Below are 20,661 nucleotides of genomic sequence, written 5' to 3'. Positions count from 1 at the left end.
TCGCGCCCATGAGCGAACCGGCCCGCCGCACCTGGGAGTACGCGACCATCCCGCTGCTGACCCACAACACCAAGGCGATCCTGGACTCCTGGGGCGTCGACGGGTGGGAGCTGGTCACCGTCGTGCCCGGCCCCGGTGGCGGCGAGCAGCTGGTGGCGTACCTGAAGCGGCCCACCAACTGATGACCGAGACCGCCCCGAGCTGGTCCGCCCGCCTCGCCGAGCTGGGCGTCCGGCTGCCCCCGGTGGCCGCGCCGGTCGCCGCGTACGTGCCGGCCATCCGCACCGGCAACCTGGTCTTCACCTCCGGGCAGCTGCCCTTCGTCGACGGCGGGCTGCGCCGCACCGGCAAGGTCGGCGGCGCGGTCGACATCGAGGACGCCGCCGCCGACGCCAAGGTCTGCGCGCTCAACGCCCTCGCCGCTGTCGACGACCTGGTCGGGCTGGACGCGATCGCCCGCGTCGTCCGGGTGGTCGGCTACGTGGCCAGCGCCGAGGGCTTCAGCGGCCAGCCGCGCGTGGTCAACGGGGCCAGCGAGTTCCTCGGCCGGGTCTTCGGGGCCGCCGGGCAGCACGCCCGCAGCGCCGTCGGCGTCGCCGAGCTGCCGATGAACGCCCCCGTCGAGGTCGAGCTCACCGTCGAGCTGAGGTGAGCACCCCGGCCCCGGTCCCGGTCCGCGCGGCAGCCACGGTGCTGCTGCTGCGGGACGGCGCCGCGGGCCTGGAGGTGCACCTGCTGCGCCGTACCAGGGGGATGCCCTTCGCCGGCGGGATGACCGCCTACCCCGGGGGCGGGGTCGACGAGCGCGACGGGGACACCGACGTCGCCTGGGTCGGGCCCCCGCCGGGGGAGTGGGCGCGGGCGTTCGGCTGCGACGACCGGCAGGCGCGCGAGCTGGTCTGCGCCGCCGTCCGGGAGACGTTCGAGGAGGCCGGCGTGCTGCTGGCCGGCCCGGACGCGGGCTCCGTCGTCCCGGACGTCACCGGCGACGAGTGGGAGGCGCAGCGCCGGGCGCTGCTGGCCCGCGAGCTCTCCCTCGCCGAGCTGCTCGCCGGTCGCGGGCTGGCGCTGCGGGCGGACCTGCTGCGGCCGTTCGCGCACTGGATCACCCCGCCCGGCGAGCGGCGGCGCTACGACACGAAGTTCTTCGCCGCCCTGCTGCCCACCGGGCAGGAGGCCCGTGACGTGTCGGGGGAGGCCGACGAGGCGGTCTGGACGACGCCCGCCGCCGCGCTGCAGGAGCACGCCGCCGGCACCCGGCCGATGCTGCCGCCGACGATCCACACCCTCGGCCAGCTGGCCCGGTTCCCCGATGCGGCGACCGCGCTGGCCGGCTCCCCGCCGGACCCGCTGCAGGCGATCATGCCCGAGTTCGTCGACGAGCCCGACGGCCGCTTCGCCGTCCTCCCCGACGGCACGAGGATCCGGATGGTCACGCCGCTCGCGCGGTGAGCGCTGGACGCCAGAGGCCCGGAACTCACCGAGTTCCGGGCCTCTGGCGTCCGTGCGTCAGCGCGCGCGGCGGCGCAGGCGCTCCTCGTCGAGGACGACGACCGACTTGCCCTGCAGCTGGATCCAGCCGCGGTGCACGAAGTCGGCCAGCGCCTTGTTCACCGTCTCGCGGGAGGCGCCGACCAGCTGGGCCAGCTCCTCCTGGGTGAGGTCGTGCTTGACCCGCAGGCCGTCGGTCTCCCGGCTGCCGAACCGGTCGGCCATCTGCAGCAGCGCCTTGGCCACCCGGCCGGGGACGTCGGTGAAGATGAGGTCGGCGACCGAGTCGTTGGTGCGCCGCAGCCGGCGCGCGAGCACCTGCAGCAGCCGCTCGCCCACCTCGGGGTGCGCCTCGATCCACGGCCGCAGCATCGCCTGCGGCATCTTGGCCAGCCGGACGTCGGTGACCGCGGTGGCGGTGGCCGTCCGCGGGCCCGGGTCGAAGACCGACAGCTCGCCGAACTGGTCCGAGGGACCCATCACGGCCAGCACGTTCTCGCGGCCGTCCGGGGCGCGGCGGGAGAGCTTGATCTTGCCGGAGAGGACGACGTAGAGGCTGTCACCAGACTCGCCCTCGTTGAAGACCACCCGGCCGCGGGGCAGCGTCACCGTCTCCAGGCCGCTGGCCACGGGCTCGACGGACTCCTCCGACAGCCCCTGGAAGAGACCGGACTGGGCAAGGACCTCGTCCACGTGCACCTCTCGAACGTCCTCGCGGGTGCGATGGCGACCCGCGTTCGCCAAGGAGTCTAGGGCCTGTGGCTCGTCTCACCACTGCGGAACGTCACCGGGGTGCCCACTCTGAGTGGGAGGGTGCGGAGGAGGTCACCTGACCGGGGGACGGTAGGTCTGGATCCGGGCGGTGTCGGCGGGGTCGTCGGAGCCGTAGCCACCCGGGAAGCCGGCCCCCTGACCCGCCGCGGGGCGGCCGGGACGCACGTCGTCGGCGGGGTCGACGGCCGGGTAGTGGGTGCCGGTGGACAGCACGGCCTGCTGGCCGGCGCGACCGCGGCTGCGCCGGCGGCGCCACCGGGCCATCGCCCGGCGGATGCCGGAGTGGGCGAGCGTCGACACCTCGCCGGGGCTGGCGGAGCCGAGGAACTCCTCGACCTCCCGCTGGGACGCCGGACGCCGCAGCGGCTCCTCGACCCGTTCCATGACGAGCAGGAAGGCGATGAGCAGCGGCGGGAACAGGATGACGATGAGGGCGACCACGAGCACCTCCTCGGCGGCGCCTTCCGGGCGGGGAGGCCCGGGTGGAGAGGCGACGTCGTCGTGCGGTCGGGGGCCCGCCCAGCGGTTGCTGAGCACGCGCACCGCGATCGAGTATGCCGGTCGCGCCCGGCCGGTGCCGCGCAGGTGGGTCCCCGGCGTGCTGCGTTCCTCGTCGCGGCGCCGCTGTCGGACCCCCGGCCTAGGCTCGCGGACGTGTCCCGGCCCGTCGCCTCCCCCGTGCCCGAAGCGGCCGCTGCGCCCCCCGAGTACGTCGTCCCGGTGCCGCCGCGGCGCCCCGGCCGGGTCGCCCGGCTCGGCGTCTCCCCGTTCGACCCCGACGAGACACCGCTGGGCCGCACCCGCCGGGCGCGCCGGACCAACCGCGAGCTGGCGCTGATCCACCCCGACGCGCACTGCGAGCTCGACTTCACCACGCCGCTGGAGCTGCTGGTCGCCACCGTGCTCTCGGCGCAGACCACCGACAAGACGGTCAACAAGGTGACGCCGACGCTGTTCGCCCGCTACCCCGACGCGCACGCCTACGCCGGCGCCGACCGCGACGAGCTCGAGACGATCCTCAAGCCCACCGGCTTCTTCCGCGCCAAGGCCAACTCCGTGATCGGGCTGGGCCAGGCGCTGGTCGAGCGGTTCGACGGTGAGGTGCCGGCCCGGCTGGAGGAGCTGGTCACCCTGCCGGGGGTCGGCCGCAAGACGGCGAACGTCGTCCTGGGGAACGCCTTCGGGGTGCCCGGGCTCACCGTCGACACCCACTTCGGCCGGCTGGTGCGCCGGTTCGGGTGGACGGCGGAGGAGGACCCGGTGAAGGTCGAGGCCGAGATCACCGAGCTGATCCCCAAGAAGGAGTGGACGATCTTCTCCCACCGGGTGATCTTCCACGGCCGCCGCGTCTGCCACGCCAAGAAGCCCGCGTGCGGCGCCTGCGGGCTGGCGTCGCTGTGCCCCTCCTACGGCATCGGCCCGATCGACCCGGAGGCCGCCGCGAAGCTGGTGAAGTCCCCGGCCGCCTCGGACACCCTGTGAGCCGCCGGCTGCTCGCCGCCCTGGGCGCCGGCCTGGTGCTGCTGGCCGGGTGCACCCCGGGCGGCGGGGCCGGCCCGGACGAGGCCGCGAGCTCGTCGTCCGCGTCCAGCCTGGGCTCGGCCGACACCGACCTGCTGCCCTGCCCGGAGCAGACCGGCACCCCGGCCGCCGACACCGACCTGCCGAAGGCGCAGCTGCCCTGCTTCAACGGCGGCACCCTCGACCTGGCGAAGGCGCCCGGGGTGCCGATGGTCGTCAACTTCTGGGCCAGCTGGTGCGGCCCCTGCCGCGAGGAGCTGCCGGAGATGCAGCAGCTCGCCGACGCGGCGGGCGACCGGGTGCGCGTGGTCGGCGTGGTGAGCAAGGACGGCGTCTCGCAGTCGTCGTCCTTCGTGTCCGACGCCGGCACCACCTTCCCCAGTGCGTTCGACGGCGAGGGCGACCTGCTGGCGCACTTCGGGGTGAAGGGCCTGCCCAACACGCTGTTCATCACCGCCGACGGGAAGCTGGCGTACACCAAGATCGGCAAGGTGGCATCGCTGGCCGACCTGGAGGCGCTGGTCGACGAGCACCTCGGCGTGCAGCTGTGACCGTCCCGGCCGGGCCGCTGGTCCCGCAGGCGGAGCTCGCCGGCCTGCCGGAGCACGTCCAGCGGCTCGTCGCGGCTGCCGGGGACCTGCCGCTGCGCCACCGCCGGGCCCAGGCCACCGGCACCGCCCGCCGCTCCGCCGTCCTCATCCTGTTCGGCGAGGCGCCGCACGGGCCGGACCTGCTGCTGATCCAGAAGTCCGCGCACCTGCGCAGCCACGCCGGGCAGCCGGCGTTCCCCGGCGGCGGGGTCGAGCCGGACGACGACTACCCGGTCGGCACGGCGCTGCGCGAGGCCCACGAGGAGGTCGGCGTCGACCCGGCCGCGGTGCGGGTGCTCGCCACGCTGCCCGAGCTGTTCCTCGGGCCGTCGGACAACCTGGTCGTACCCGTCGTCGGCTGGTGGGACGACCCGCGCGACATCGTCACCGGCGACCCGCGGGAGGTCGCCCGGGTGGCCCGGGTGCCGCTGGCCGACCTCGCCGACCCGGCCAACCGGTTCCGGGCGCGGCACCCGCTGGGCTACGTCGGGCCGGCGTTCGGGGTCGCCGGGATGGTCGTGTGGGGGTTCACCGCGGGGCTGCTCGACGCCGTCCTCACCGCGGCGGGGCTGGCCCGGCCGTGGGACCAGGGCGACGTCCGCCCGCTGCCGGACCCGCCGGCCGTCGTCGACCCGCCGGACGACGTCGACGGTGCTGCCGACGTCGATCCGACCGACGACCCGGTCGCCGACCGCGCCGCGCCGACCGTGGCCGACGACGGCGGGCGCCCAGCCGGGACGCGTACCTTTCCCGGACGATGAGCGAGCGACGGGCACCCGGGGTCGAGCGACGGCGCGTGCGGGCGGCGGTGCCGGCTGCGCTGCTGGTCGGCGCGGTCCTGCTGACGGGCTGCTCGAACCGCGACCCGGTGCTGCCGGAGGCCACCCGCACCGCCGGTGGGGACGTCGGGACGGTGACGACCGACGCGGCCGGTGTGCAGTCGATCACGCTGACCACCGGCGACGACTACGTCTTCACCCCCGACCACTTCACGGTCCGGCCGGGCGAGGTCCAGCTCACGGTGCGCAACACCGCGAAGCAGATGACGCACAACTTCGCCTGGACCGAGGGCGCGGGGCCGGCGGCGATCACCGAGCAGATCCCGGTGCTCGCGCCCGGGCAGAGCCAGACGATCACCTTCACCGTGACGACGCCCGGCGACTACCCCTTCGAGTGCAGCTTCCACGTCGCCCTGGGTCAGGTCGGCACCATGACCGTGAGCGGGTGACGGGGTGTCGCTGGTCGACATCGCCCTGATCCTGCTGGCGCTGCTGTTCGCGTTCTCCGGTTTCCGGCAGGGCCTCATCGTCTCCGCCACGTCGTTCGTGGGGTTCTTCGGCGGGGCCGTGGCCGGGGCGCAGCTGTCCGGGCCGATCTCGGAGGACCTCGCGGACTCCTCGGTCACCCGGGTGTTCGTCGCGCTGGTCGTCGTCCTGGCCGGGGCGCTGCTCGGGCAGCTCGTCGCCGGGTTCGTCGGCCGCGCGCTGCGCACCCGGATCACCTGGGAGCCGGCGAAGACCGTCGACTCGATCGCCGGTGCGGTGGTCTCGGCGGTCGCCGTCCTGCTGGTCGCCTGGATGGTCGCCACCCCGCTGGCCAGCTCGCCGTTCCCGGAGGTCGCCTCCCAGGTGCAGCGCTCCGCGCTGGTGCAGGCGGTCGACCAGACCCTGCCCGGGCAGGTGCGCACGCTCTACGACTCGCTGCGTGAGGCCATCGAGCGGCCCGGGCTGCCCGACGTGCTCGACCCGCTTACGCCGACCGAGGCCAAGGACGTCCCGGCGCCTGACCAGGCGCTGGTCGACAGCCCGGTGGTCCAGCGGGTCGAGGGCTCGGTGGTGCAGATCCGCGGGATCGCCAACTCCTGCTCCCGGCAGATCGACGGCTCCGGCTTCGTCTTCGCGCCGCAGCGGGTGATGACCAACGCGCACGTGCTGGCCGGGGTCAGCCAGCCGAAGGTCACCGCGGAGGGCAAGCAGTACACCGGCACCCCGGTCTACGTGGACGAGGAGACCGACGTCGCGGTGCTCGCGGTGCCCGGGCTGCCGCAGGTGCCGCTCGCGTTCGCCGCCGAGACCGTCGACACCGGCGCCGACGCGATCGTCATGGGCTACCCGGGCGGTGGCGGGCTGTACGTCGGCGCGGCGCGGGTGCGCGACCGCGGCGACATCCGCGGCCCCGACTTCCGCTCGGCGAAGACCGTCACCCGGGACGTCTACGCGCTCTACGGGCAGGTGCGGGCCGGCAACTCCGGCGGGCCGCTGCTCGCCTCGGACGGCACGGTGCTCGGCGTGGTCTTCGCCTCCGCGGTCGCCGACCCCGACACCGGCTACGCGCTCACCGACGCGGCCGTGCGCGAGGCGATCGAGCAGGGCCGGACGGCGACCGCCCAGGTCGACACCGGCCCCTGCGAGTAGCTCAGCGGGCCCACCCGGCGATCGCGGCGGTGACGTCGGCGGCGGCCTCCTCGTGGGGGAAGTGGCCGACGCCGGGGAGCTCGCGCCACTCGTAGGAGCCGGCGACGTAGCGGTCCGAGCCCAGGGCGGTGCGGGGGAGCACCGCGGGGTCCAGGGCGCCGTGCAGCTGCAGGGTGGGTGCGGTCACCGGCGCGGCCATCCGGCGGGCGAACCGCAGCCCGTCGGGGCGCAGCTGGGAGCGGCCGGCCCAGCGGAGGTACTCCATCGAGCCGTACGCGGCCTGCGGGATGCGCGCCGCCGACCGGTAGCGCGGCACCGCCTCGGCGAAGTCGGTGGTCTGCACCCAGCCGGGCCCGGCCCAGCGGCGCATCAGCTCGGCCACCGGGTCGTCGTCGGCGCGGGTGAGCCGGCGCTCGGGCAGCCGGGGCAGCTGGGCACGCAGCATCCAGCTCATCGCCCGGCGCTGGGCGGGATCGCCCAGGCCGGCGCGCAGCCGGCGGGGGTGGGCGCTGGAGACGACGACGAGCCTGCGCACCGTGCGCGGGTGCAGCGCGGCCATCGTCCAGGCCACCAGCCCGCCCCAGTCGTGGCCGACGACGACGGCCTCGGTCTCGCCGAGCGCGCGGACGACGGCTGCGGCGTCCGCGGCCGCGGTGGGCAGGTCGTAGCCGCGGGGCGGCTTGTCGCTGCCGCCGTACCCGCGCAGGTCGGGGGCGACGGCGCGCAGCCCGGCCGCGGCGAGGCCGGGCAGCTGGGCGCGCCAGGCCCACCAGAACTCGGGGAAGCCGTGCAGCAGCAGGACCAACGGACCGTCCCCGGCCTCGGCGGCGTGCAGCCGGACGCCGTTGGCGGAGACGTCGCGGTGGGTCCAGGGCCCGGGCAGCAGGACGCTGGTCGCGTCGGGCGGCTCGGGGCTCTCGTCCGGGTGTACGGGGACCCCCGGGTCAGCCGAGCCGGGCGTGCGGGTCGGCCCGCTCGACGTGCCCGTTGCGGACCGTCGGCAGGTCGTGCTCGCGCCGGCCGGGGGCCTGGCGGCGCATCACGTCGGGCAGGTCGTGCAGCGTCTCGATGGTCTTCTCCGGCTTCTCGATCCGCTTGAAGAAGCGGTAGCCGATCAGGCCGGCGACGGCCGCGATGAGCACGAGCAGGCCGGTGACGATGAGGAAGGCGGCCCAGCGGGGGAGCCACTCGGCGAGCAGCTCGGCGAGGAAGAAGAAGAAGAAGAACCCGGCGAACGCGAGCAGCACGCCGGCCGCGGCGAACGCCGCCGCGCCCACGCCACCGCGCTTGACCGAGGTGCCGACCTCCGCCTTGGCCAGCTCGATCTCACCGCGGATCAGCGTGGACAGGTCGGCGGTCGCGCTCTTGACGAGGTTCCCGACCGAGGTCCGGTCCGACCCCGCGGTCTCGACGAGCGGGTGCACCGGCGCACTGTGGGCCATGGGGGCTCCTCCCAGGTCGGCGCCGGTCGGGGGTCCGACGGCGTCACGGTCTTCGGTCATGATCGTGCCGCATGACCGGCCCGGTCGCCGGTCCGGGTCACCCCGCGGGGGCAGCGGTCAGCTGATGTCGCAGCCGCAGGGGCAGTCGTCGACGTGCAGGTGCGGGCGGTGCCACGGGTCGCCGGCCGGCAGGTCGGCGAGCAGCAGCGGGTCGCAGCCCGCCGGGCAGGTGCAGTCGAACTCGAGCGGGTCCGGTGGCTCGGGGAGGCCCAGCCGGGCGCGCTCGACCCGCTGGGCCCGGGCCCGCTCGGTCGCCCGTTCCCGGGCCTCCGCTGCCCGTGCCCGGGCGGCCGCCACGCGGGCGCGGGTCCGCTCACGAGGCGCGTCGCCCGGCTGCGGCTGCTGGTGGTCGCCGGGCGTGCCGGTCGCCCTGCGCCACCGGTCGCGCAGGTGGCGGGACCGGTCGAACGTGTACCAGGGCTGCTCCCGGTCGTACCGCTGGTCGCCGTGCCACCAGTCGACGTCGCCGTACCGGACGTCGAGGTGGGCCGGGAACCGCCGCCCCGCCCCGTCGCGCACGGCATCGTCGCGCATGCCGGCCACCACCTGCCCGTCGGCGTCGACCAGCCCCAGCCGCAGCCCCGCCAACCCGGCCGCCCGGGCGAGGACCGTGGCCGGGAGGTCCCGAGCGCCGGTTTCCGCGCGGGCGATGGCGCTCCGGCTCAGCCCGAGGGCGTCAGCCAGCTGTCGTTGCGACAGGTCGGCGGCCCGCCGGATCCTGCGGAGCAGAGGTGCTAGAACCGAGGGCGCCTGGTGGTCCGGGGCGTCCCGCGCCCCCTCGTCCTCCGGTTGCACGTGGTCGATCGTGTCGCGCGTGCCCCGCCGATGGGGACCGTCCGCGGAATCTGTGGACGAGGGGGCCGTGGCAGGGGTGTTGTCAGCGCGCTAGTGCTCTGCTGCCAGGGGGGCAGCAGAGCACTAGCGCGCGAAGGTGGACCCCTACCCCGGCCGGCCCGGCCTGCGGCGCCGCCGCCCGGGGCAGGCGGGTGGAGCGGCTCAGTCCTCGCTGGCGGAGGAGGGCAGCTTCGCGCTGATCAGCTCCATCACCGACGAGTCGGTGAGCGTGGTGACGTCGCCCAGCTCGCGGTTCTCGGCGACGTCCCGCAGCAGGCGGCGCATGATCTTGCCGGAGCGGGTCTTCGGCAGCTCGGCGACGACCATGATCTGCCGCGGCGACGCGATCGGGCCGATCTCCTTGCGCACGTGCAGCCGCAGCTCCTTGACGAGGTCCTCGCCGGAGTCGACGGCGTCCCCGCGCAGGATCACGAACGCGACGATGCCCTGCCCGGTGGTCGGGTCGGTCGCGCCCACCACCGCCGCCTCGGCCACGGTCGGGTGGCTGACCAGCGCCGACTCCACCTCGGTGGTCGAGATCCGGTGACCCGACACGTTCATCACGTCGTCGACCCGGCCGAGCAGCCAGATGTCGCCGTCCTCGTCGAGCTTGGCGCCGTCGCCGGCGAAGTAGACGCCCTGGCCGTACCGCGACCAGTAGGTGTCCTTGTACCGCTCGTCGTCGCCCCAGATCGTGCGCAGCATCGCCGGCCACGGCTCGGTGAGCACCAGGTAGCCGGTGGCGCCGGGCTCGATCGACTTGCCCTCCTCGTCGACCACCGAGGCGGCGATCCCCGGGAAGGGCCGCTGCGCGGAGCCGGCCTTGAGCGTGGTGACGCCCGGCAGCGGCGTGATCATGTGGCCGCCGGTCTCGGTCTGCCACCAGGTGTCCACGATCGGGCATCGGCCGCCGCCGATGTTCTTGTGGTACCAGAGCCACGCCTCGGGGTTGATCGGCTCACCGACCGAGCCCAGCACCCGCAGCGACGACAGGTCGGAGCCGGCCGGGACGTCCTCGCCCCACTTCATGAAGGTGCGGATCGTCGTCGGCGCGGTGTACAGGACGGTGACCCCGTACTCCTGGACGATCTCCCACCACCGGCCGCGGTGCGGCGTCTCCGGGGTGCCCTCGTACATGACCGAGGTGGCCCGGTTGGCCAGCGGGCCGTAGACGATGTAGCTGTGGCCGGTGACCCAGCCGACGTCGGCCGCCGTCCACACGATGTCGGTGTCGGGCTTGAGGTCGAACGTCGCCCAGTGCGTGTACGCGACCTGGGTCAGGTAGCCGCCCGAGGTGTGCAGGATGCCCTTCGGCTTCGCGGTCGTCCCGGACGTGTACATGATGTAGAGCGGGTGCTCGGCGTCGAACGCCTGCGCCTCGTGCTCCGGCGACTGCCGCGCCACCAGGTCGTGCCACCAGACGTCGCGGCCCTCGGTCCACTCGACGTCCTGCTCCGTCCGCTTGACCACCAGCACGCTGCGGACGCCGTCGACCTTCTGCAGCGCCTCGTCGACGTTCGGCTTCAGCGCGCTGGGCGCGCCGCGGCGGTAGCCGCCGTCGGCGGTGACGACGACCTTCGCGTCGGCGTCGGTGATCCGGCTGGCCAGCGCGTCGGGGGAGAAGCCGCCGAAGACGACCATGTGGACGGCGCCGATGCGGGCGCACGCCAGCATCGTCACCACCGTCTCCGGGATCATCGGCATGTAGACGGCCACCCGGTCACCGGCCTGCACGCCGAGCTCGGTGAGCGCGTTGGCGGCGCGGCAGACGTCGTCCTTGAGCTGGGCGTAGGTGATCGTGCGGGTGTCGCCCGGCTCGCCGATCCAGTGGTAGGCGACCTGCTCGCCGTGGCCGGCGTCGACGTGCCGGTCGACGCAGTTCACCGCCACGTTGAGCTTCCCGCCGACGAACCACTTCGCGAACGGCGGGTTGCTCCAGTCGAGCGCCTGCGACCAGGGCTCGGCCCAGTCGAGCCGGCGGGCGGCCTCCTCCCAGAAGCCCACCCGGTCGGCCGCCGCGCGCTCGTAGACGTCCGGCCCCACGTTCGCCTGGGCGGCGAGCTCGGCCGGCGGGGGGAACCCGCCCTCGGGCAGCTGGCTGGACAGGCCACCGGCGTCGGCCTGCTGGGTCTCGCTCATGCGCCACCTCCGGTATCGCGCGCGCCGCCGTCGGGATCGCGGCGCTGGACTCTCCTGCACAACCTATGGCCCCGCTCACGTCCCCGTCGCCCCGCGGGTCACCGGAGCGGGGCGCGCAGCAGCCGGCGGGTGGGCAGCTCGGTGGTCAGGAACGCGACCGCCGCGACGGTGAGCGCGGTGACCGGCAGCACCCACACCGGCCCGGCCGGCCACGGCCGGTCCTGGAACCCGATGCCCAGCAGCACCAGCGGGACGACGGCCAACGCCAGCCCGGCGGCCAGCGCGGCCGCGGTCATCAGCCCCGCCTCGCGCCGGACCATCGACCGGACCTGCCGCGGCGTGCTGCCGGTGAGCCGCAGCGTCGCCAGCTCACCGCGCCGGGCCAGGGTCGCCGCGACGAGCTGGTTGGCGATGCCCAGTAGCAGGTAGCCCAGCAGCACCGACACCGCGGCCAGGTTCACCCACACCTCCGGCGCGACGCCGCCGGTGCCCGGGGCGGGGGAGCCGGCCGGGCCGACGGCGAGCCCGGGGCGGTCCGCGGCGAGCGCGGCCAGCCCGTCCCGCGCCCGGTCGCTGCCGTCGGTGCGCACCAGCACCTGCTGGGCCAGCGGCGCGACGTGCCCGGCGGCCAGGTCGGGGGAGAGGACGACGCCGCCGAAGCCCAGCGTGCGGTCGTAGACGGCGACCACCCGCGCCTGCACCGGGGTGCCGTCGCCCAGCCGCAGCCGCACGGACGACCCGACGTCCGCCGACCGCGAGCGGGCCACGTCGCTGCCCACCGCGATCGCCGCGCCGCGGAGGTCGGCCAGCCGCCCGGCGCTGACGTCGAGGTCGACCACCTCCGCGGCGCCCGGGGTCAGCACCAGCGCGGACTCCGGCTCGACGGTCTCGGTGCCGAACTCGCGGTGCGTCCAGACGACCGCGGTGGAGCCGACCGGTTCGGCCGCGGTGACCCCGGGGACGGCGCGGACGGCGGGCAGCACGTCGCCCGGGACCCCGCCCAGCGCGTCGGCGGTGACCGCGGTGTCGGCGCGGGTGCCCGCGCGGACCTCGTCGGCGGTCGCGCCGATCACCGTCGTCTGGGCGAACGTGTAGGTGAGCACGAAGACGACGCCCATGGCGAGCGTGCTGACCGCGGCGGCGAACCGCAGCGCGTAGCCGTGCACGTTCGACACGGCCAGCCAGGTCGGCGCCGACGCGTGCCCCGGCACCCGGCGCAGCAGCCGGCCGGTGAGCGGCGGCAGCAGCCCGGGGCCGGCGAGGGTCAGCCCGATCGCGGCGACGATCCCGGCCAGCGACGTCGACGCCGCGCCCAGCTCGTCGCGCTGCAGCACCGGCAGCGCGCCGATCGGCAGCGCGGCGACCAGCAGGGCCAGGCCGGTGGACACGCGCACCCGGGACGGCGTCCGGGCGCCGGTGACCGACTCGCCCACGGCGGTGGTCGCCGGCAGCCGGGAGGTCCGCCAGGCCGCGCCGCGGGCGGCCACCTGCACCACCGCGAGCAGCAGCAGGGCGGTGGCCAGCGCGGGCAGCGGGGACAGGTGCAGCGGCAGACCCTCGGGCAGCAGGCCGATGTGCACCAGCAGCCGGCGGAACTGCCCGGCCAGCAGGTGGCCCAGCGCGATGCCCGGCACGAGCGCGACCGCGGAGACCAGGATGGCCTGGCCGGCGGCCAGCCCGCGGATCTGCCGCGGGGTGGCTCCGACGGCGCGCAGCAGGGCCAGGTCGCGGCGCTGCCCGGCGATCGACACCGACAGCGCGCCGGCCACGATGAACCCGACGACCAGCAGCACCGTCCCGCCGAGCGAGCCGGCGATCAGCAGCAGCATCGAGCCGGCGCCCGCCACGGCGGGGACGGCGGCGGCGCCGCGGTCCGCACCGGTGACGACGTCCGCCTCGTCGCCGAGCCGCTCCCGCACCGCGTCGGCCACCGACTCCGTGGCGCCCGGCGAGACGCGCAGGCCGACCAGGTCGACGGTGCCCGCCCGCGGTCCGGCGTCCCGGCCGGCGAGCTCGCGGGCGGTCGGGTCGGCGAACAGCACGCCGGTGCCGGCCGGGCCGACCACCGCCGACACCCGGTACTCCCCGCTGCGGCCGGCGGCGACGACCTGCACCCGGTCACCGGGGCGCACCCCGGCGGCCGTCGCCAGGTCCCGGTCCAGGGCCACCTCGCCGGCGCCGGTGGGGGCCACGCCGTCGACGGTGCGGCCGCTGGCCAGCCCGGACGACGCCCAGCCGTGCCCGGCGGTGGCGGCGTCCGTGCCGGTGGCCACCGGGCCGCGGGGGCCGACGACGGCGGCCGGGAAGCTCACGTCGGCGACGGCCGCGGTCACCCCCGGGACGCCGGCGAGCTCGTCGGCCAGCCCGGCCGGCAGCGTGCCCCGCTCGGGCAGCGCGACGTCCATGTCCTCGACGACGGGCACGCGCTGCACAGGGGTGACGACGACGTCGGCGCCGGCCAGCCGCCCGGCAGGCAGGTGCGACACCAGCCCCGTCTCGGCGAGCACCCCGGTGCCGGTGACCAGCGCAGCGCCGCCGAGCACGGCGAACGCGACGGCCAGCAGCCCGGCGATGCGGTACCGCGCGGTCTGCCGGGCGAGCCGCAGCATCCCGCCCATGTCAGCGCCGTCCCAGCGCGACGAGCCGCTCGGCGAGGGCCGCGGCGGTGGGCCGGTGCACGGTGTCGACGACCCGGCCGTCGGCCATCACCAGCGCGCGGTGCGCGCGGGCCGCGGCGGCGGGGTCGTGGGTCACCATGACCACCGTCTGCCCGAGCTCACCGACCAGGTCGGCCAGCAGGTCGAGCACCTCCTGCGCGGTGCGCAGGTCGAGCGCCCCGGTGGGCTCGTCGGCGAAGACGACCGCCGGCCGGGACACCAGCGCGCGGGCGATGGCCGCCCGCTGCTGCTGCCCGCCGGACAGCTCCGACGGCCGGTGCCCGAGCCGGTCGCCCAGCCCCACCCGGTCGACCAGGGTGCGCACCCAGGCGGGGTCGGCGGTCCGGCCGGCCAGCCGCAGCGGCAGGGTGATGTTGTCGGCGACGGTGAGCGCGGGCACCAGGTTGTAGGCCTGGAAGACGAAGCCGATGCGCTCGCGGCGCAGCTGCGTGCGGCGCGTCTCGTCGAGCCGGGAGATCTCCTGGCCGCCGACGACGACCTGCCCCTCGGTGGGGGTGTCGAGGCCGGCCGCGCAGTGCATCAGCGTGCTCTTGCCGGACCCGGACGGGCCCATCACGGCCAGGAACTCCCCGGCCGGCACGGTCAGCGAGACGCCGTCCAGCGCGCGCACGCCGCCGGGGTGCACCTTGGTGACCCCCGTCAGCGTGATCGCCGGCTCCGGCGGGGTCGAGGGACGTGCCACCAGGGGCACGGGGGCGGTGCTCACCGGCGGCGCAGGTGGCCGGCGACCAGCAGCACGACGCACACGCCGCACAGCAGGCTCAGGCCCAGGTGGACGGCGGTCGGCACCGACGCCACGGAGGCGACGCTGTTGCCGACGGCGCCTGCCACGAGCAGCAGCCAGACGCCGGTGCGCCAGGTGCGGCCGGGCGGCGGCGGTGCCTCGGGCGAGCGGTCGGTGCGGTCCTCGGACAGCGGGCGGGCGGTGGTCACGGCGGGCTCCTCGGGGGGAGGGGATCGGTCGTGGTCCACTCTGCGAACGCCGAGGTCAGCCGCCCATCCCCGCAGCTGGCCAGTCGTGGTGGTGCAGGCTGTACCCCTCCGCCGGACCGCTGTCCCCGGCGGCCCGCGACCTCTAGCGTCGGCAGCCGAGGAGGTGCGCGTGCAGATCGAGCGACCGCCGGCGCGGCGCGCCCGCCCGGCGCCGACCCGGGTGCTGGGCCGGGCGCTGCAGGCGATCGAGCAGCTGGCCGGTGGGCTGGGCACCGCGGCGCTGGCGCTGCTGGTGCTGCTGTGGACCGCGGTCGCCGGGCTGCTCTGCGCCGTCGGCGTCGGGCTGGCGCTGCTGCCCGGTGCGCTGCAGTCGGTGCGCTGGACCGCTGACCGCGAGCGCACCCGGCTGGGGCGCTGGGGCGAGCCGGTGGTGGTCAGCGGTCCGCTGCCGGCCGGTCTGCGGGCCGCGCTCGCCGACCCGGCGCTGCGGGCCGAGCTGCGCTGGCTGCCCGCGCACGCCACGGCCGGGCTGGTGCTCGGGCTGCTCGGCGTGGTGCTGCCGATCTACGCCGTGCAGTACCTGACCTACCCGCTGTGGTGGCAGGCGCTGCCCGAGGGCGACGCCAGCCCGTCGCCGGGGCTGTGGGCCGTCGACGGCTGGACCGACGCGATCGCGGTCATGCTGCTCGGCCTCGGCTGGGCGGTGATCACCCTCGGCGCCACGCCGGTGCTGGCCCGCTGGCAGGGCCGGCTCGGACGCCGTCTGCTGGCCCCGCCGCCGGGCACCGACCTCACCCTGCGGGTGGCGGAGCTGACCGCGACCCGGGCCGCGGCGCTGGACGCGCACGTCACCGAGCTGCGCCGGATCGAGCGGGCGCTGCACGACGGCACCCAGAACCGGCTGGTGGCGGTGTCCGTGCTGCTCGGCGCCGCCCGGCGCACCCTCGAGCGCGACCCGGCGGCGGCCGACGAGGTGCTGGAGCGGGCGCAGTCCGCAGCCGAGCAGGCGCTGGCCGAGCTGCGCGCCGTGGCCCGCGGCATCCTGCCCCCGGCGCTGGCCGACCGCGGGCTGGCCGGCGCGCTGGCCGGGCTCGCGGCCGGCAGCCCGGTGCCCTGCCGGGTCGACGTCGTGGCGCCGGTGCGCTGCGCGGCGTCGGTGGAGGCGACCGCCTGGTTCGTCGTCGCCGAGGCGCTGACCAACGTGGCCCGGCACAGCGGCGCGACCGCGGCCTCGGTGACCGTGCGCCAGGCCGGTGGCCGGCTGACCGTCGAGGTCGCCGACGACGGGCACGGCGGGGCCGACGAGACCGCGGGCTCGGGGATCTCCGGGATCCGCCGCCGGGTCGCCGCCCACGACGGCGACCTGACCCTGACCAGCCCGCCAGGCGGGCCGACGACGCTGCGGGTGGAGCTGCCGTGCGGATAGTCATCGCCGAGGACGACGCGCTGCTGCGCGAGGGCCTCTCCCTGCTGCTGCGCGCCGAGGGCATGGAGGTCGTGGCCGCCGTCGACGGCCCGGACGCCTTCCTGACCGCGGTGGAGGGGAAGGAGCCCGACGTCGCGATCGTCGACGTCCGGATGCCGCCGACCCACACCGACGAGGGCATCCGGGCCGCCGTCGAGGCGCGCCGCCGGCAGCCCGGGCTGGCGGTGCTGGTGCTCTCGGCGTGGGTGGAGCAGTCGTTCGCCACCGAGCTGCTGGCCGGCGGCGCGGCGGGGCTGGGTTACCTGCTCAAGGAGCGGGTGGGCCGGGTGCAGCAGTTCCTCGACGCGCTGCACCGGGTGGCCGGCGGGGGCACCGCGATCGACCCGGAGGTGGTGGCGCAGCTGTTCGCGCGCACCCGGACCGACGACCGGCTGGAGCGGCTCAGCCCCCGCGAGCGGGAGGTGCTGGAGCTGATGGCCGAGGGCCACGGCAACAGCGTCATCGCGGAGCGGCTCGTGGTCACCGACGGGGCGGTGCACAAGCACATCCGCAGCATCTTCGCCAAGCTCGACCTGCCGCCCAGCGACCGCACCGACCGCCGGGTGGCCGCCGTCCTGCGCTACCTCGACGACGTCCAGCGCCGCGGCTGAGTGGAGTCCCAGCGCTCGGGAAACGATGCGCTGGGACTCCACCCGGGTCAGGGCAGCGCGCAGAACGCGGCGTCGACGGCGTCCTCGAGGTGCTCGAACTGGTGCGCGTCCGCGGGGTCGGCGTTCGCCGGGTCACCGGTGACGACGATCGACACCCCGCGGCCGTCGGCGGTGACCGCCTCCCGGCTGTGGGTGCCGGGCAGGTCGCCGCCGTGGGTCCAGGCCCGGCCGCCGCAGCTCAGCTCGAAGCTGGCCAGCCCCAGGCCGTACCGGTCGCCGGCGTTGCGCAGCGAGATGTCGGTGGCCGGCACCGTCCGCTCCATCTCCTGCTGCTGCGCGGGCGGCAGCAGCTCCCCGCCGACGACGGCCGAGAAGAACCGCAGCAGGTCGCGCGGGGTGCTCACCACCTGACCGGCGGCCCAGCCCATCGACGGGTCCATCTCGGTGACGTCGGTCCACGGCCCGCCCGCGGTCTCCTGCAGGTAGTTGCGCGGGTGCGGGCCGCGGATGCCGCGGTCGCCGTCCGACGGCCAGTAGGTGTCCCGCAGGTGCAGCGGCTCGATGATGCGGTGCGTGATCTCGTCGCCGATCCGGTGACCGGTCACCCGCTCCACCAGCAGCCCGGCGATCGCGTAGTTGGTGTTGCTGTAGGAGAATGCGGCGCCCGGTGCGGCCAGTGCGGGCCGGCCCAGGCCAGCGGCGACCAGCTCCTGCCCGGTGTAGTGCCGGGTGAACCCGCTGGCCAGCCACTCCGGGTAGAGGACGTCGTCGTAGTCGGGGATGCCGCTGGTGTGCTGCAGCAGCTGGCGCACGGTGATCTGCCGGCCGTCGCCGCCCGGCCCGCGGACGAGGCCGGGCAGGTAGGTCTCCACCGGGCGGTCGAGCTGCACCTCCCGCTCCGCGACCAGCTGCAGGACGACGGTCGCGGTGAAGGTCTTGGTGTTGCTGGCGATGCGCACCGAGCCGTTGACCGGCACCGGGGCGCCGGTGGCGAGGTCGCCGACGCCGGCGACGTGGTCCCGGCCATGACCCGGACCCTGGCCGCGGCCGTCGCTGACCGCGGCCAGCACGCCGGGGAACCCCTCGTCGGCGAGCGCGTCGATGTCGTGCTGGACGACGCGGTCGGCGGCGAGCGGCGGGCGGTGCTGCGAGGGCGACGCGTCGGCGGCGGCCGGCGCGACCACCCCGGCGGTGAGCAGCCCGGCCAGCACGGTGCCGGTGGCGACCAGCGAGGCGCGGCGGGGGGTGGGGGAGGAACGACGGGGTCCGGTCACGGGTGGGCTCCCTGAGGTGTCGGTTGTGCGGACACCTGAGAGCCAACGCCCGCCGGGCGGGCCGATCGATCCCGCTGAGGGGCCGTTCCGCGGTGGTGCAGGCTGTACCCCGCTGGGTGGAGTGTGAGGGCGGAGGAGACCTGCGCCCTCACACTCCAGTCACGGCAGGAAGAGCATCGAGTCGCCGAACTCGTGCCAGCGGTAGCCCTCCGCCGCCGCGGCGGCGTACGCGGCGGTCACCAGCTCGTCGCCGGCCACCGCCTGCAGCAGCCGCAGGTGGCTGGACGCCGGCTCGTGCAGGCCGGTGACCAACCCGGTCACCGCCCGGGCGGGGCGGTCCGGGCCGAGCACCAGGTCGGTCCAGCCGGCCGCCGCCCGGGTCTCGCCGTCCTCGCCGGTCGCCGACTCCAGCGCCCGGGTGACCGTGGTGCCGACCGCCACCACCCGGTTGCCGGCCCGCCGGGCGGAGGTCACCAGCCGGGCGGTCGGCTCCGGGACGGCGAACCGCTCGGGGAACGGTGGCTCGTGCAGCTCGGGGCTGGCCACCCCGGCGTGCAGGGTCAGCGGGGCGAGGGTCACCCCGCGGGTCAGCAGCCGCACGACCAGGTCCGCGGTGAACGGCCGCCCGGCGCTGGCCATCTCGGCGCTGGCCAGCTCGCCGCCGGGGTCGGCGGCGTACACGTTCTGGTACGCGGCCAGCGGGAACCCCCGGTCCAGGTGCCCGTACCGGACCGGCTGCCCGTGGGCGGCCAGCTCGGTGGCGACCCGGGTGCCGGCCGGCACGCTCGCCCACCACAGCCGGCCGGGCCGCGCCGGGTCCGGGTAGGGGGCGCGCAGCACCAGCGGCGCCCCGCCGGGCAGCGTGCACACCGCGCCGGGCTCCGCGCCGAGGTCCGGTCCGGAGTTGTCCGGGCGGCGCAGCTCGACCACCCAGCTGCCGTCGTCCAGCTCGGTGGAGACGTGGAGCGGGACGACGCCGCCGTCGGCCCGCCGCACGTCCAGCCGGGCCGGCCAGGTGGGGGAGGTGTTGACCACGACCAGGTCGCCGGGCTCGAGCAGGTCGGGCAGGTCGCGGAACCGCCGGTGCCGCACCCCGGTGGCGTGCACCGCCATCAACCGCACCTCGTCGCGGGCCAGACCCGACTCCTCGGGCGGCTCCGTGGCCGGGCGGCCCTCCGGGGGCAGCCGCAGCGCGGTCACCGGCCGGCTCCGGCGGGCAGCAGGTCCGCGGCGCGGTGGCGGCCGCTGGGCAGGTCCTCGTCGAGCAGCCGGAGCAGCGCCGGGACGACGGACGCCGGGCTGGGCCGGTCGCTGACGTCCTCGTCCGGGTAGGCGGCCTGGTGCATCTCGGTGGCCATGTCGCCGGGGTCGACGGCGTGCACCCGCAGCCGGGGGTGCTCGACCGCCAGGACGGCGGTCAGCTGGTCCAGCGCCGCCTTGCTCGCGCCGTACCCGCCCCAGCAGGCGTAGGGCTCGACGGCGGCGTCCGAGCTGATCGACAGCACCCGGCCGGCGGCCCGGTCGAGGGCAGGCAGCACCAGCTGCGTGAGCGCCAGCGGCGCGACGGTGTTGACCGCGAGGACCCGCGTGAACCGGTCGGTCGGCAGCTCGGCCAGCGGCACCAGCGGGCTCGGCCCGAGGTCGCTGGCGTTGTGCACCAGCAGGTCCAGCCGGGGTCCGGCGGCGTCGGCCAGGGCGGCGCGGTGGGCGGGGTCGGCGACGTCGCCGGCGAGGGCGGTGACCAGCTCGGGGTGCGGCAGGGCGGCGACGGCGGAAGACAGCCGGCCGGCGTCCCGGCCGTCGAGGACCAGCCGCCAGCCGCGGGTGGACAGGGCGGAGGCGAGCGCGGCGCCGAGGCCGCGGGACCCGCCGGTGAGGAGTGCCACGGGGTTCTGCATGCGGCTACCGTCTTGGCTCAAGTCCACTTGAGGTCAAGAGGATGCCGGCATGGAGCTGCTGACGATCGGCGAGGTCTCGCGACGGGCCGGGGTGGCGCCGTCCGCGCTGCGCTACTACGAGCAGCAGGGGCTGGTCGCCGCGACGCGCACCGCCGGTGGGGCCCGGCGCTACCAGCGGTCGGTGCTGCGCCGGCTGGCGTTCGTGCGGGCGGCGCAGAACGTCGGGCTGTCGCTCGGCGAGATCCGTGCGGCGCTGGCCACGCTCCCCGACGAGCGACCACCCACGGCTCGCGACTGGGCACGGCTGTCGGCCGGCTGGCGGGACCGGCTGGACGAGCAGATCCGCGCGCTCACCCAGCTGCGGGACGGGCTGGACTCCTGCATCGGGTGCGGCTGCCTGTCGCTGGACCGCTGCGCGCTGAGCAACCCCGGTGACCTGGCCGCCCGCGACGGCGCCGGTGCCCGCTGGCTGTCGCCGCTGCTGCGCCGGGTGCCGCAGTAGGTGGGAGAGATCCGTCGAGCCGACGTGGACGGATG

23 protein-coding genes and 1 pseudogene are annotated in these 20,661 nt (G+C 76.2%); 11 read left to right on the top strand and 13 right to left on the bottom strand.

Features of this window, described 5'->3' with window-relative positions:
- The first annotated feature begins 8 nt into the window (after positions 1–8).
- From AB0J00_RS17935 to AB0J00_RS17925, 3 genes are read left to right on the top strand one after another with little or no spacing between them, the layout of a single operon-like run.
- Complete coding sequence (locus AB0J00_RS17935) at positions 9–182, top strand: hypothetical protein (protein WP_357747246.1); 174 nt, start codon at positions 9–11, stop codon at positions 180–182.
- Positions 182–652, top strand: coding sequence for a RidA family protein (locus AB0J00_RS17930; RefSeq protein ID WP_357747244.1), 471 nt, complete (start codon positions 182–184; stop codon positions 650–652). The genes AB0J00_RS17935 and AB0J00_RS17930 overlap by 1 nt, the downstream gene beginning before the upstream one ends.
- A complete protein-coding gene (locus AB0J00_RS17925) occupies positions 649–1,452 on the top strand; it encodes an NUDIX hydrolase (protein WP_357747242.1) in 804 nt (267 codons plus the stop codon). The genes AB0J00_RS17930 and AB0J00_RS17925 overlap by 4 nt, the downstream gene beginning before the upstream one ends.
- Positions 1,453–1,509: 57 nt before the next feature.
- Here AB0J00_RS17925 and AB0J00_RS17920 read toward each other — a convergent pair whose 3' ends face one another.
- Together AB0J00_RS17920 and AB0J00_RS17915 are read right to left on the bottom strand one after the other, a co-directional pair.
- Positions 1,510–2,184, bottom strand: coding sequence for a Crp/Fnr family transcriptional regulator (locus tag AB0J00_RS17920; RefSeq protein ID WP_357747241.1), 675 nt, complete (start codon positions 2,182–2,184; stop codon positions 1,510–1,512).
- Positions 2,185–2,316: 132 nt separating this feature from the next.
- A complete protein-coding gene (locus tag AB0J00_RS17915; RefSeq protein WP_357747238.1) occupies positions 2,317–2,808 on the bottom strand; it encodes a hypothetical protein in 492 nt (163 codons plus the stop codon).
- A 111-nt stretch (positions 2,809–2,919) separates the two neighbouring features.
- Here AB0J00_RS17915 and nth point away from each other — a divergent pair, with 111 nt between their 5' ends.
- Genes nth through AB0J00_RS17890 form a run of 5 tightly spaced genes read left to right on the top strand, consistent with a single transcriptional unit; the run spans position 2,920 to position 6,790 of the window.
- On the top strand, positions 2,920–3,747 hold the full coding sequence (gene nth, locus AB0J00_RS17910; protein WP_357747236.1) for an endonuclease III: 828 nt from the start codon (positions 2,920–2,922) through the stop codon (positions 3,745–3,747).
- Complete coding sequence (locus tag AB0J00_RS17905; protein WP_357747233.1) at positions 3,744–4,337, top strand: TlpA disulfide reductase family protein; 594 nt, start codon at positions 3,744–3,746, stop codon at positions 4,335–4,337. The genes nth and AB0J00_RS17905 overlap by 4 nt, the downstream gene beginning before the upstream one ends.
- Positions 4,334–5,137 carry a CoA pyrophosphatase gene (locus tag AB0J00_RS17900; RefSeq protein WP_357747231.1) on the top strand — a complete coding sequence of 268 codons (804 nt, stop codon included), beginning with the start codon at positions 4,334–4,336 and terminating at the stop codon, positions 5,135–5,137. Before AB0J00_RS17905 ends, AB0J00_RS17900 begins: the two co-directional genes overlap by 4 nt.
- Positions 5,134–5,604: a plastocyanin/azurin family copper-binding protein gene (locus AB0J00_RS17895; RefSeq protein ID WP_357747228.1), complete on the top strand. Its 471-nt coding sequence runs from the start codon at positions 5,134–5,136 to the stop codon at positions 5,602–5,604. The genes AB0J00_RS17900 and AB0J00_RS17895 overlap by 4 nt, the downstream gene beginning before the upstream one ends.
- Before the next feature lie 4 nt (positions 5,605–5,608).
- Complete coding sequence (locus AB0J00_RS17890) at positions 5,609–6,790, top strand: MarP family serine protease (RefSeq protein ID WP_357747225.1); 1,182 nt, start codon at positions 5,609–5,611, stop codon at positions 6,788–6,790.
- A 1-nt stretch (position 6,791) separates the two neighbouring features.
- Here AB0J00_RS17890 and AB0J00_RS17885 read toward each other — a convergent pair whose 3' ends face one another.
- The 8 genes and pseudogenes from AB0J00_RS17885 to AB0J00_RS17850 all read right to left on the bottom strand — a co-directional run bounded on the left by AB0J00_RS17885 (position 6,792) and on the right by AB0J00_RS17850 (position 14,876).
- Positions 6,792–7,595 carry an alpha/beta hydrolase gene (locus AB0J00_RS17885; protein ID WP_357747223.1) on the bottom strand — a complete coding sequence of 268 codons (804 nt, stop codon included), beginning with the start codon at positions 7,593–7,595 and terminating at the stop codon, positions 6,792–6,794.
- Positions 7,596–7,734: 139 nt separating this feature from the next.
- Entirely contained in the window at positions 7,735–8,232 is a 498-nt protein-coding gene (locus AB0J00_RS17880; protein ID WP_357747220.1) for a phage holin family protein, read from the bottom strand.
- A 117-nt stretch (positions 8,233–8,349) separates the two neighbouring features.
- On the bottom strand, positions 8,350–8,880 hold the full coding sequence (locus AB0J00_RS17875) for a hypothetical protein (RefSeq protein ID WP_357747345.1): 531 nt from the start codon (positions 8,878–8,880) through the stop codon (positions 8,350–8,352).
- A pseudogene (locus AB0J00_RS17870) lies at positions 8,881–9,087 on the bottom strand (helix-turn-helix transcriptional regulator); the annotation flags it as partial. It lies immediately after the preceding gene.
- 201 nt (positions 9,088–9,288) lie between these two features.
- Positions 9,289–11,265: an acetate--CoA ligase gene (gene acs, locus AB0J00_RS17865; protein ID WP_357747218.1), complete on the bottom strand. Its 1,977-nt coding sequence runs from the start codon at positions 11,263–11,265 to the stop codon at positions 9,289–9,291.
- 98 nt (positions 11,266–11,363) lie between these two features.
- A complete protein-coding gene (locus AB0J00_RS17860) occupies positions 11,364–13,883 on the bottom strand; it encodes an ABC transporter permease (RefSeq protein ID WP_357747216.1) in 2,520 nt (839 codons plus the stop codon).
- 1 nt (position 13,884) lies between these two features.
- Positions 13,885–14,592: an ABC transporter ATP-binding protein gene (locus AB0J00_RS17855; RefSeq protein WP_357747339.1), complete on the bottom strand. Its 708-nt coding sequence runs from the start codon at positions 14,590–14,592 to the stop codon at positions 13,885–13,887.
- A 53-nt stretch (positions 14,593–14,645) separates the two neighbouring features.
- Positions 14,646–14,876: a hypothetical protein gene (locus AB0J00_RS17850; RefSeq protein ID WP_357747214.1), complete on the bottom strand. Its 231-nt coding sequence runs from the start codon at positions 14,874–14,876 to the stop codon at positions 14,646–14,648.
- 169 nt (positions 14,877–15,045) lie between these two features.
- Here AB0J00_RS17850 and AB0J00_RS17845 point away from each other — a divergent pair, with 169 nt between their 5' ends.
- Together AB0J00_RS17845 and AB0J00_RS17840 are read left to right on the top strand one after the other, a co-directional pair.
- Positions 15,046–16,302, top strand: a complete 1,257-nt coding sequence (locus AB0J00_RS17845) for a sensor domain-containing protein (RefSeq protein ID WP_357747212.1) — start codon at positions 15,046–15,048, stop codon at positions 16,300–16,302.
- On the top strand, positions 16,293–16,952 hold the full coding sequence (locus tag AB0J00_RS17840) for a response regulator transcription factor (protein WP_357747209.1): 660 nt from the start codon (positions 16,293–16,295) through the stop codon (positions 16,950–16,952). The genes AB0J00_RS17845 and AB0J00_RS17840 overlap by 10 nt, the downstream gene beginning before the upstream one ends.
- A 47-nt stretch (positions 16,953–16,999) precedes the next feature.
- On the opposite strand, the gene AB0J00_RS17835 is transcribed toward AB0J00_RS17840, so the two are convergent.
- The 3 genes from AB0J00_RS17835 to AB0J00_RS17825 all read right to left on the bottom strand — a co-directional run bounded on the left by AB0J00_RS17835 (position 17,000) and on the right by AB0J00_RS17825 (position 20,124).
- A complete protein-coding gene (locus AB0J00_RS17835; protein ID WP_357747206.1) occupies positions 17,000–18,226 on the bottom strand; it encodes a serine hydrolase domain-containing protein in 1,227 nt (408 codons plus the stop codon).
- A 159-nt stretch (positions 18,227–18,385) separates the two neighbouring features.
- Positions 18,386–19,426 (bottom strand): S-adenosylmethionine:tRNA ribosyltransferase-isomerase, encoded by a 1,041-nt coding sequence (locus AB0J00_RS17830; protein WP_357747203.1) that lies wholly within the window; start codon positions 19,424–19,426, stop codon positions 18,386–18,388.
- A complete protein-coding gene (locus AB0J00_RS17825; RefSeq protein ID WP_357747200.1) occupies positions 19,423–20,124 on the bottom strand; it encodes an SDR family oxidoreductase in 702 nt (233 codons plus the stop codon). Before AB0J00_RS17825 ends, AB0J00_RS17830 begins: the two co-directional genes overlap by 4 nt.
- A 49-nt stretch (positions 20,125–20,173) precedes the next feature.
- Here AB0J00_RS17825 and soxR point away from each other — a divergent pair, with 49 nt between their 5' ends.
- A complete protein-coding gene (gene soxR, locus AB0J00_RS17820) occupies positions 20,174–20,626 on the top strand; it encodes a redox-sensitive transcriptional activator SoxR (protein ID WP_357747198.1) in 453 nt (150 codons plus the stop codon).
- Positions 20,627–20,661 lie beyond the last annotated feature (35 nt).

Origin of the sequence: Modestobacter sp. NPDC049651 (genome assembly GCF_040659695.1) — a bacterium.
Taxonomy (GTDB): Bacteria; Actinomycetota; Actinomycetes; order Mycobacteriales; family Geodermatophilaceae; genus Modestobacter.
This window is presented reverse-complemented; position numbering and strand designations above follow the sequence as displayed.

Excerpts from the sequence above, each read along its gene's own strand:
- AB0J00_RS17935 (WP_357747246.1), top strand. The coding sequence starts at position 9 with ATGAGCGAACCGGCCCGCCGCACCTGGGAGTACGCGACCATCCCGCTG.
- AB0J00_RS17930 (WP_357747244.1), top strand. The coding sequence starts at position 182 with ATGACCGAGACCGCCCCGAGCTGGTCCGCCCGCCTCGCCGAGCTGGGC.
- AB0J00_RS17895 (WP_357747228.1), top strand. The coding sequence starts at position 5,134 with ATGAGCGAGCGACGGGCACCCGGGGTCGAGCGACGGCGCGTGCGGGCG.
- AB0J00_RS17880 (WP_357747220.1), bottom strand. The coding sequence starts at position 8,232 with ATGGCCCACAGTGCGCCGGTGCACCCGCTCGTCGAGACCGCGGGGTCG.
- acs (WP_357747218.1), bottom strand. The coding sequence starts at position 11,265 with ATGAGCGAGACCCAGCAGGCCGACGCCGGTGGCCTGTCCAGCCAGCTG.
- AB0J00_RS17860 (WP_357747216.1), bottom strand. The coding sequence starts at position 13,883 with ATGGGCGGGATGCTGCGGCTCGCCCGGCAGACCGCGCGGTACCGCATC.
- AB0J00_RS17825 (WP_357747200.1), bottom strand. The coding sequence starts at position 20,124 with ATGCAGAACCCCGTGGCACTCCTCACCGGCGGGTCCCGCGGCCTCGGC.
- soxR (WP_357747198.1), top strand. The coding sequence starts at position 20,174 with ATGGAGCTGCTGACGATCGGCGAGGTCTCGCGACGGGCCGGGGTGGCG.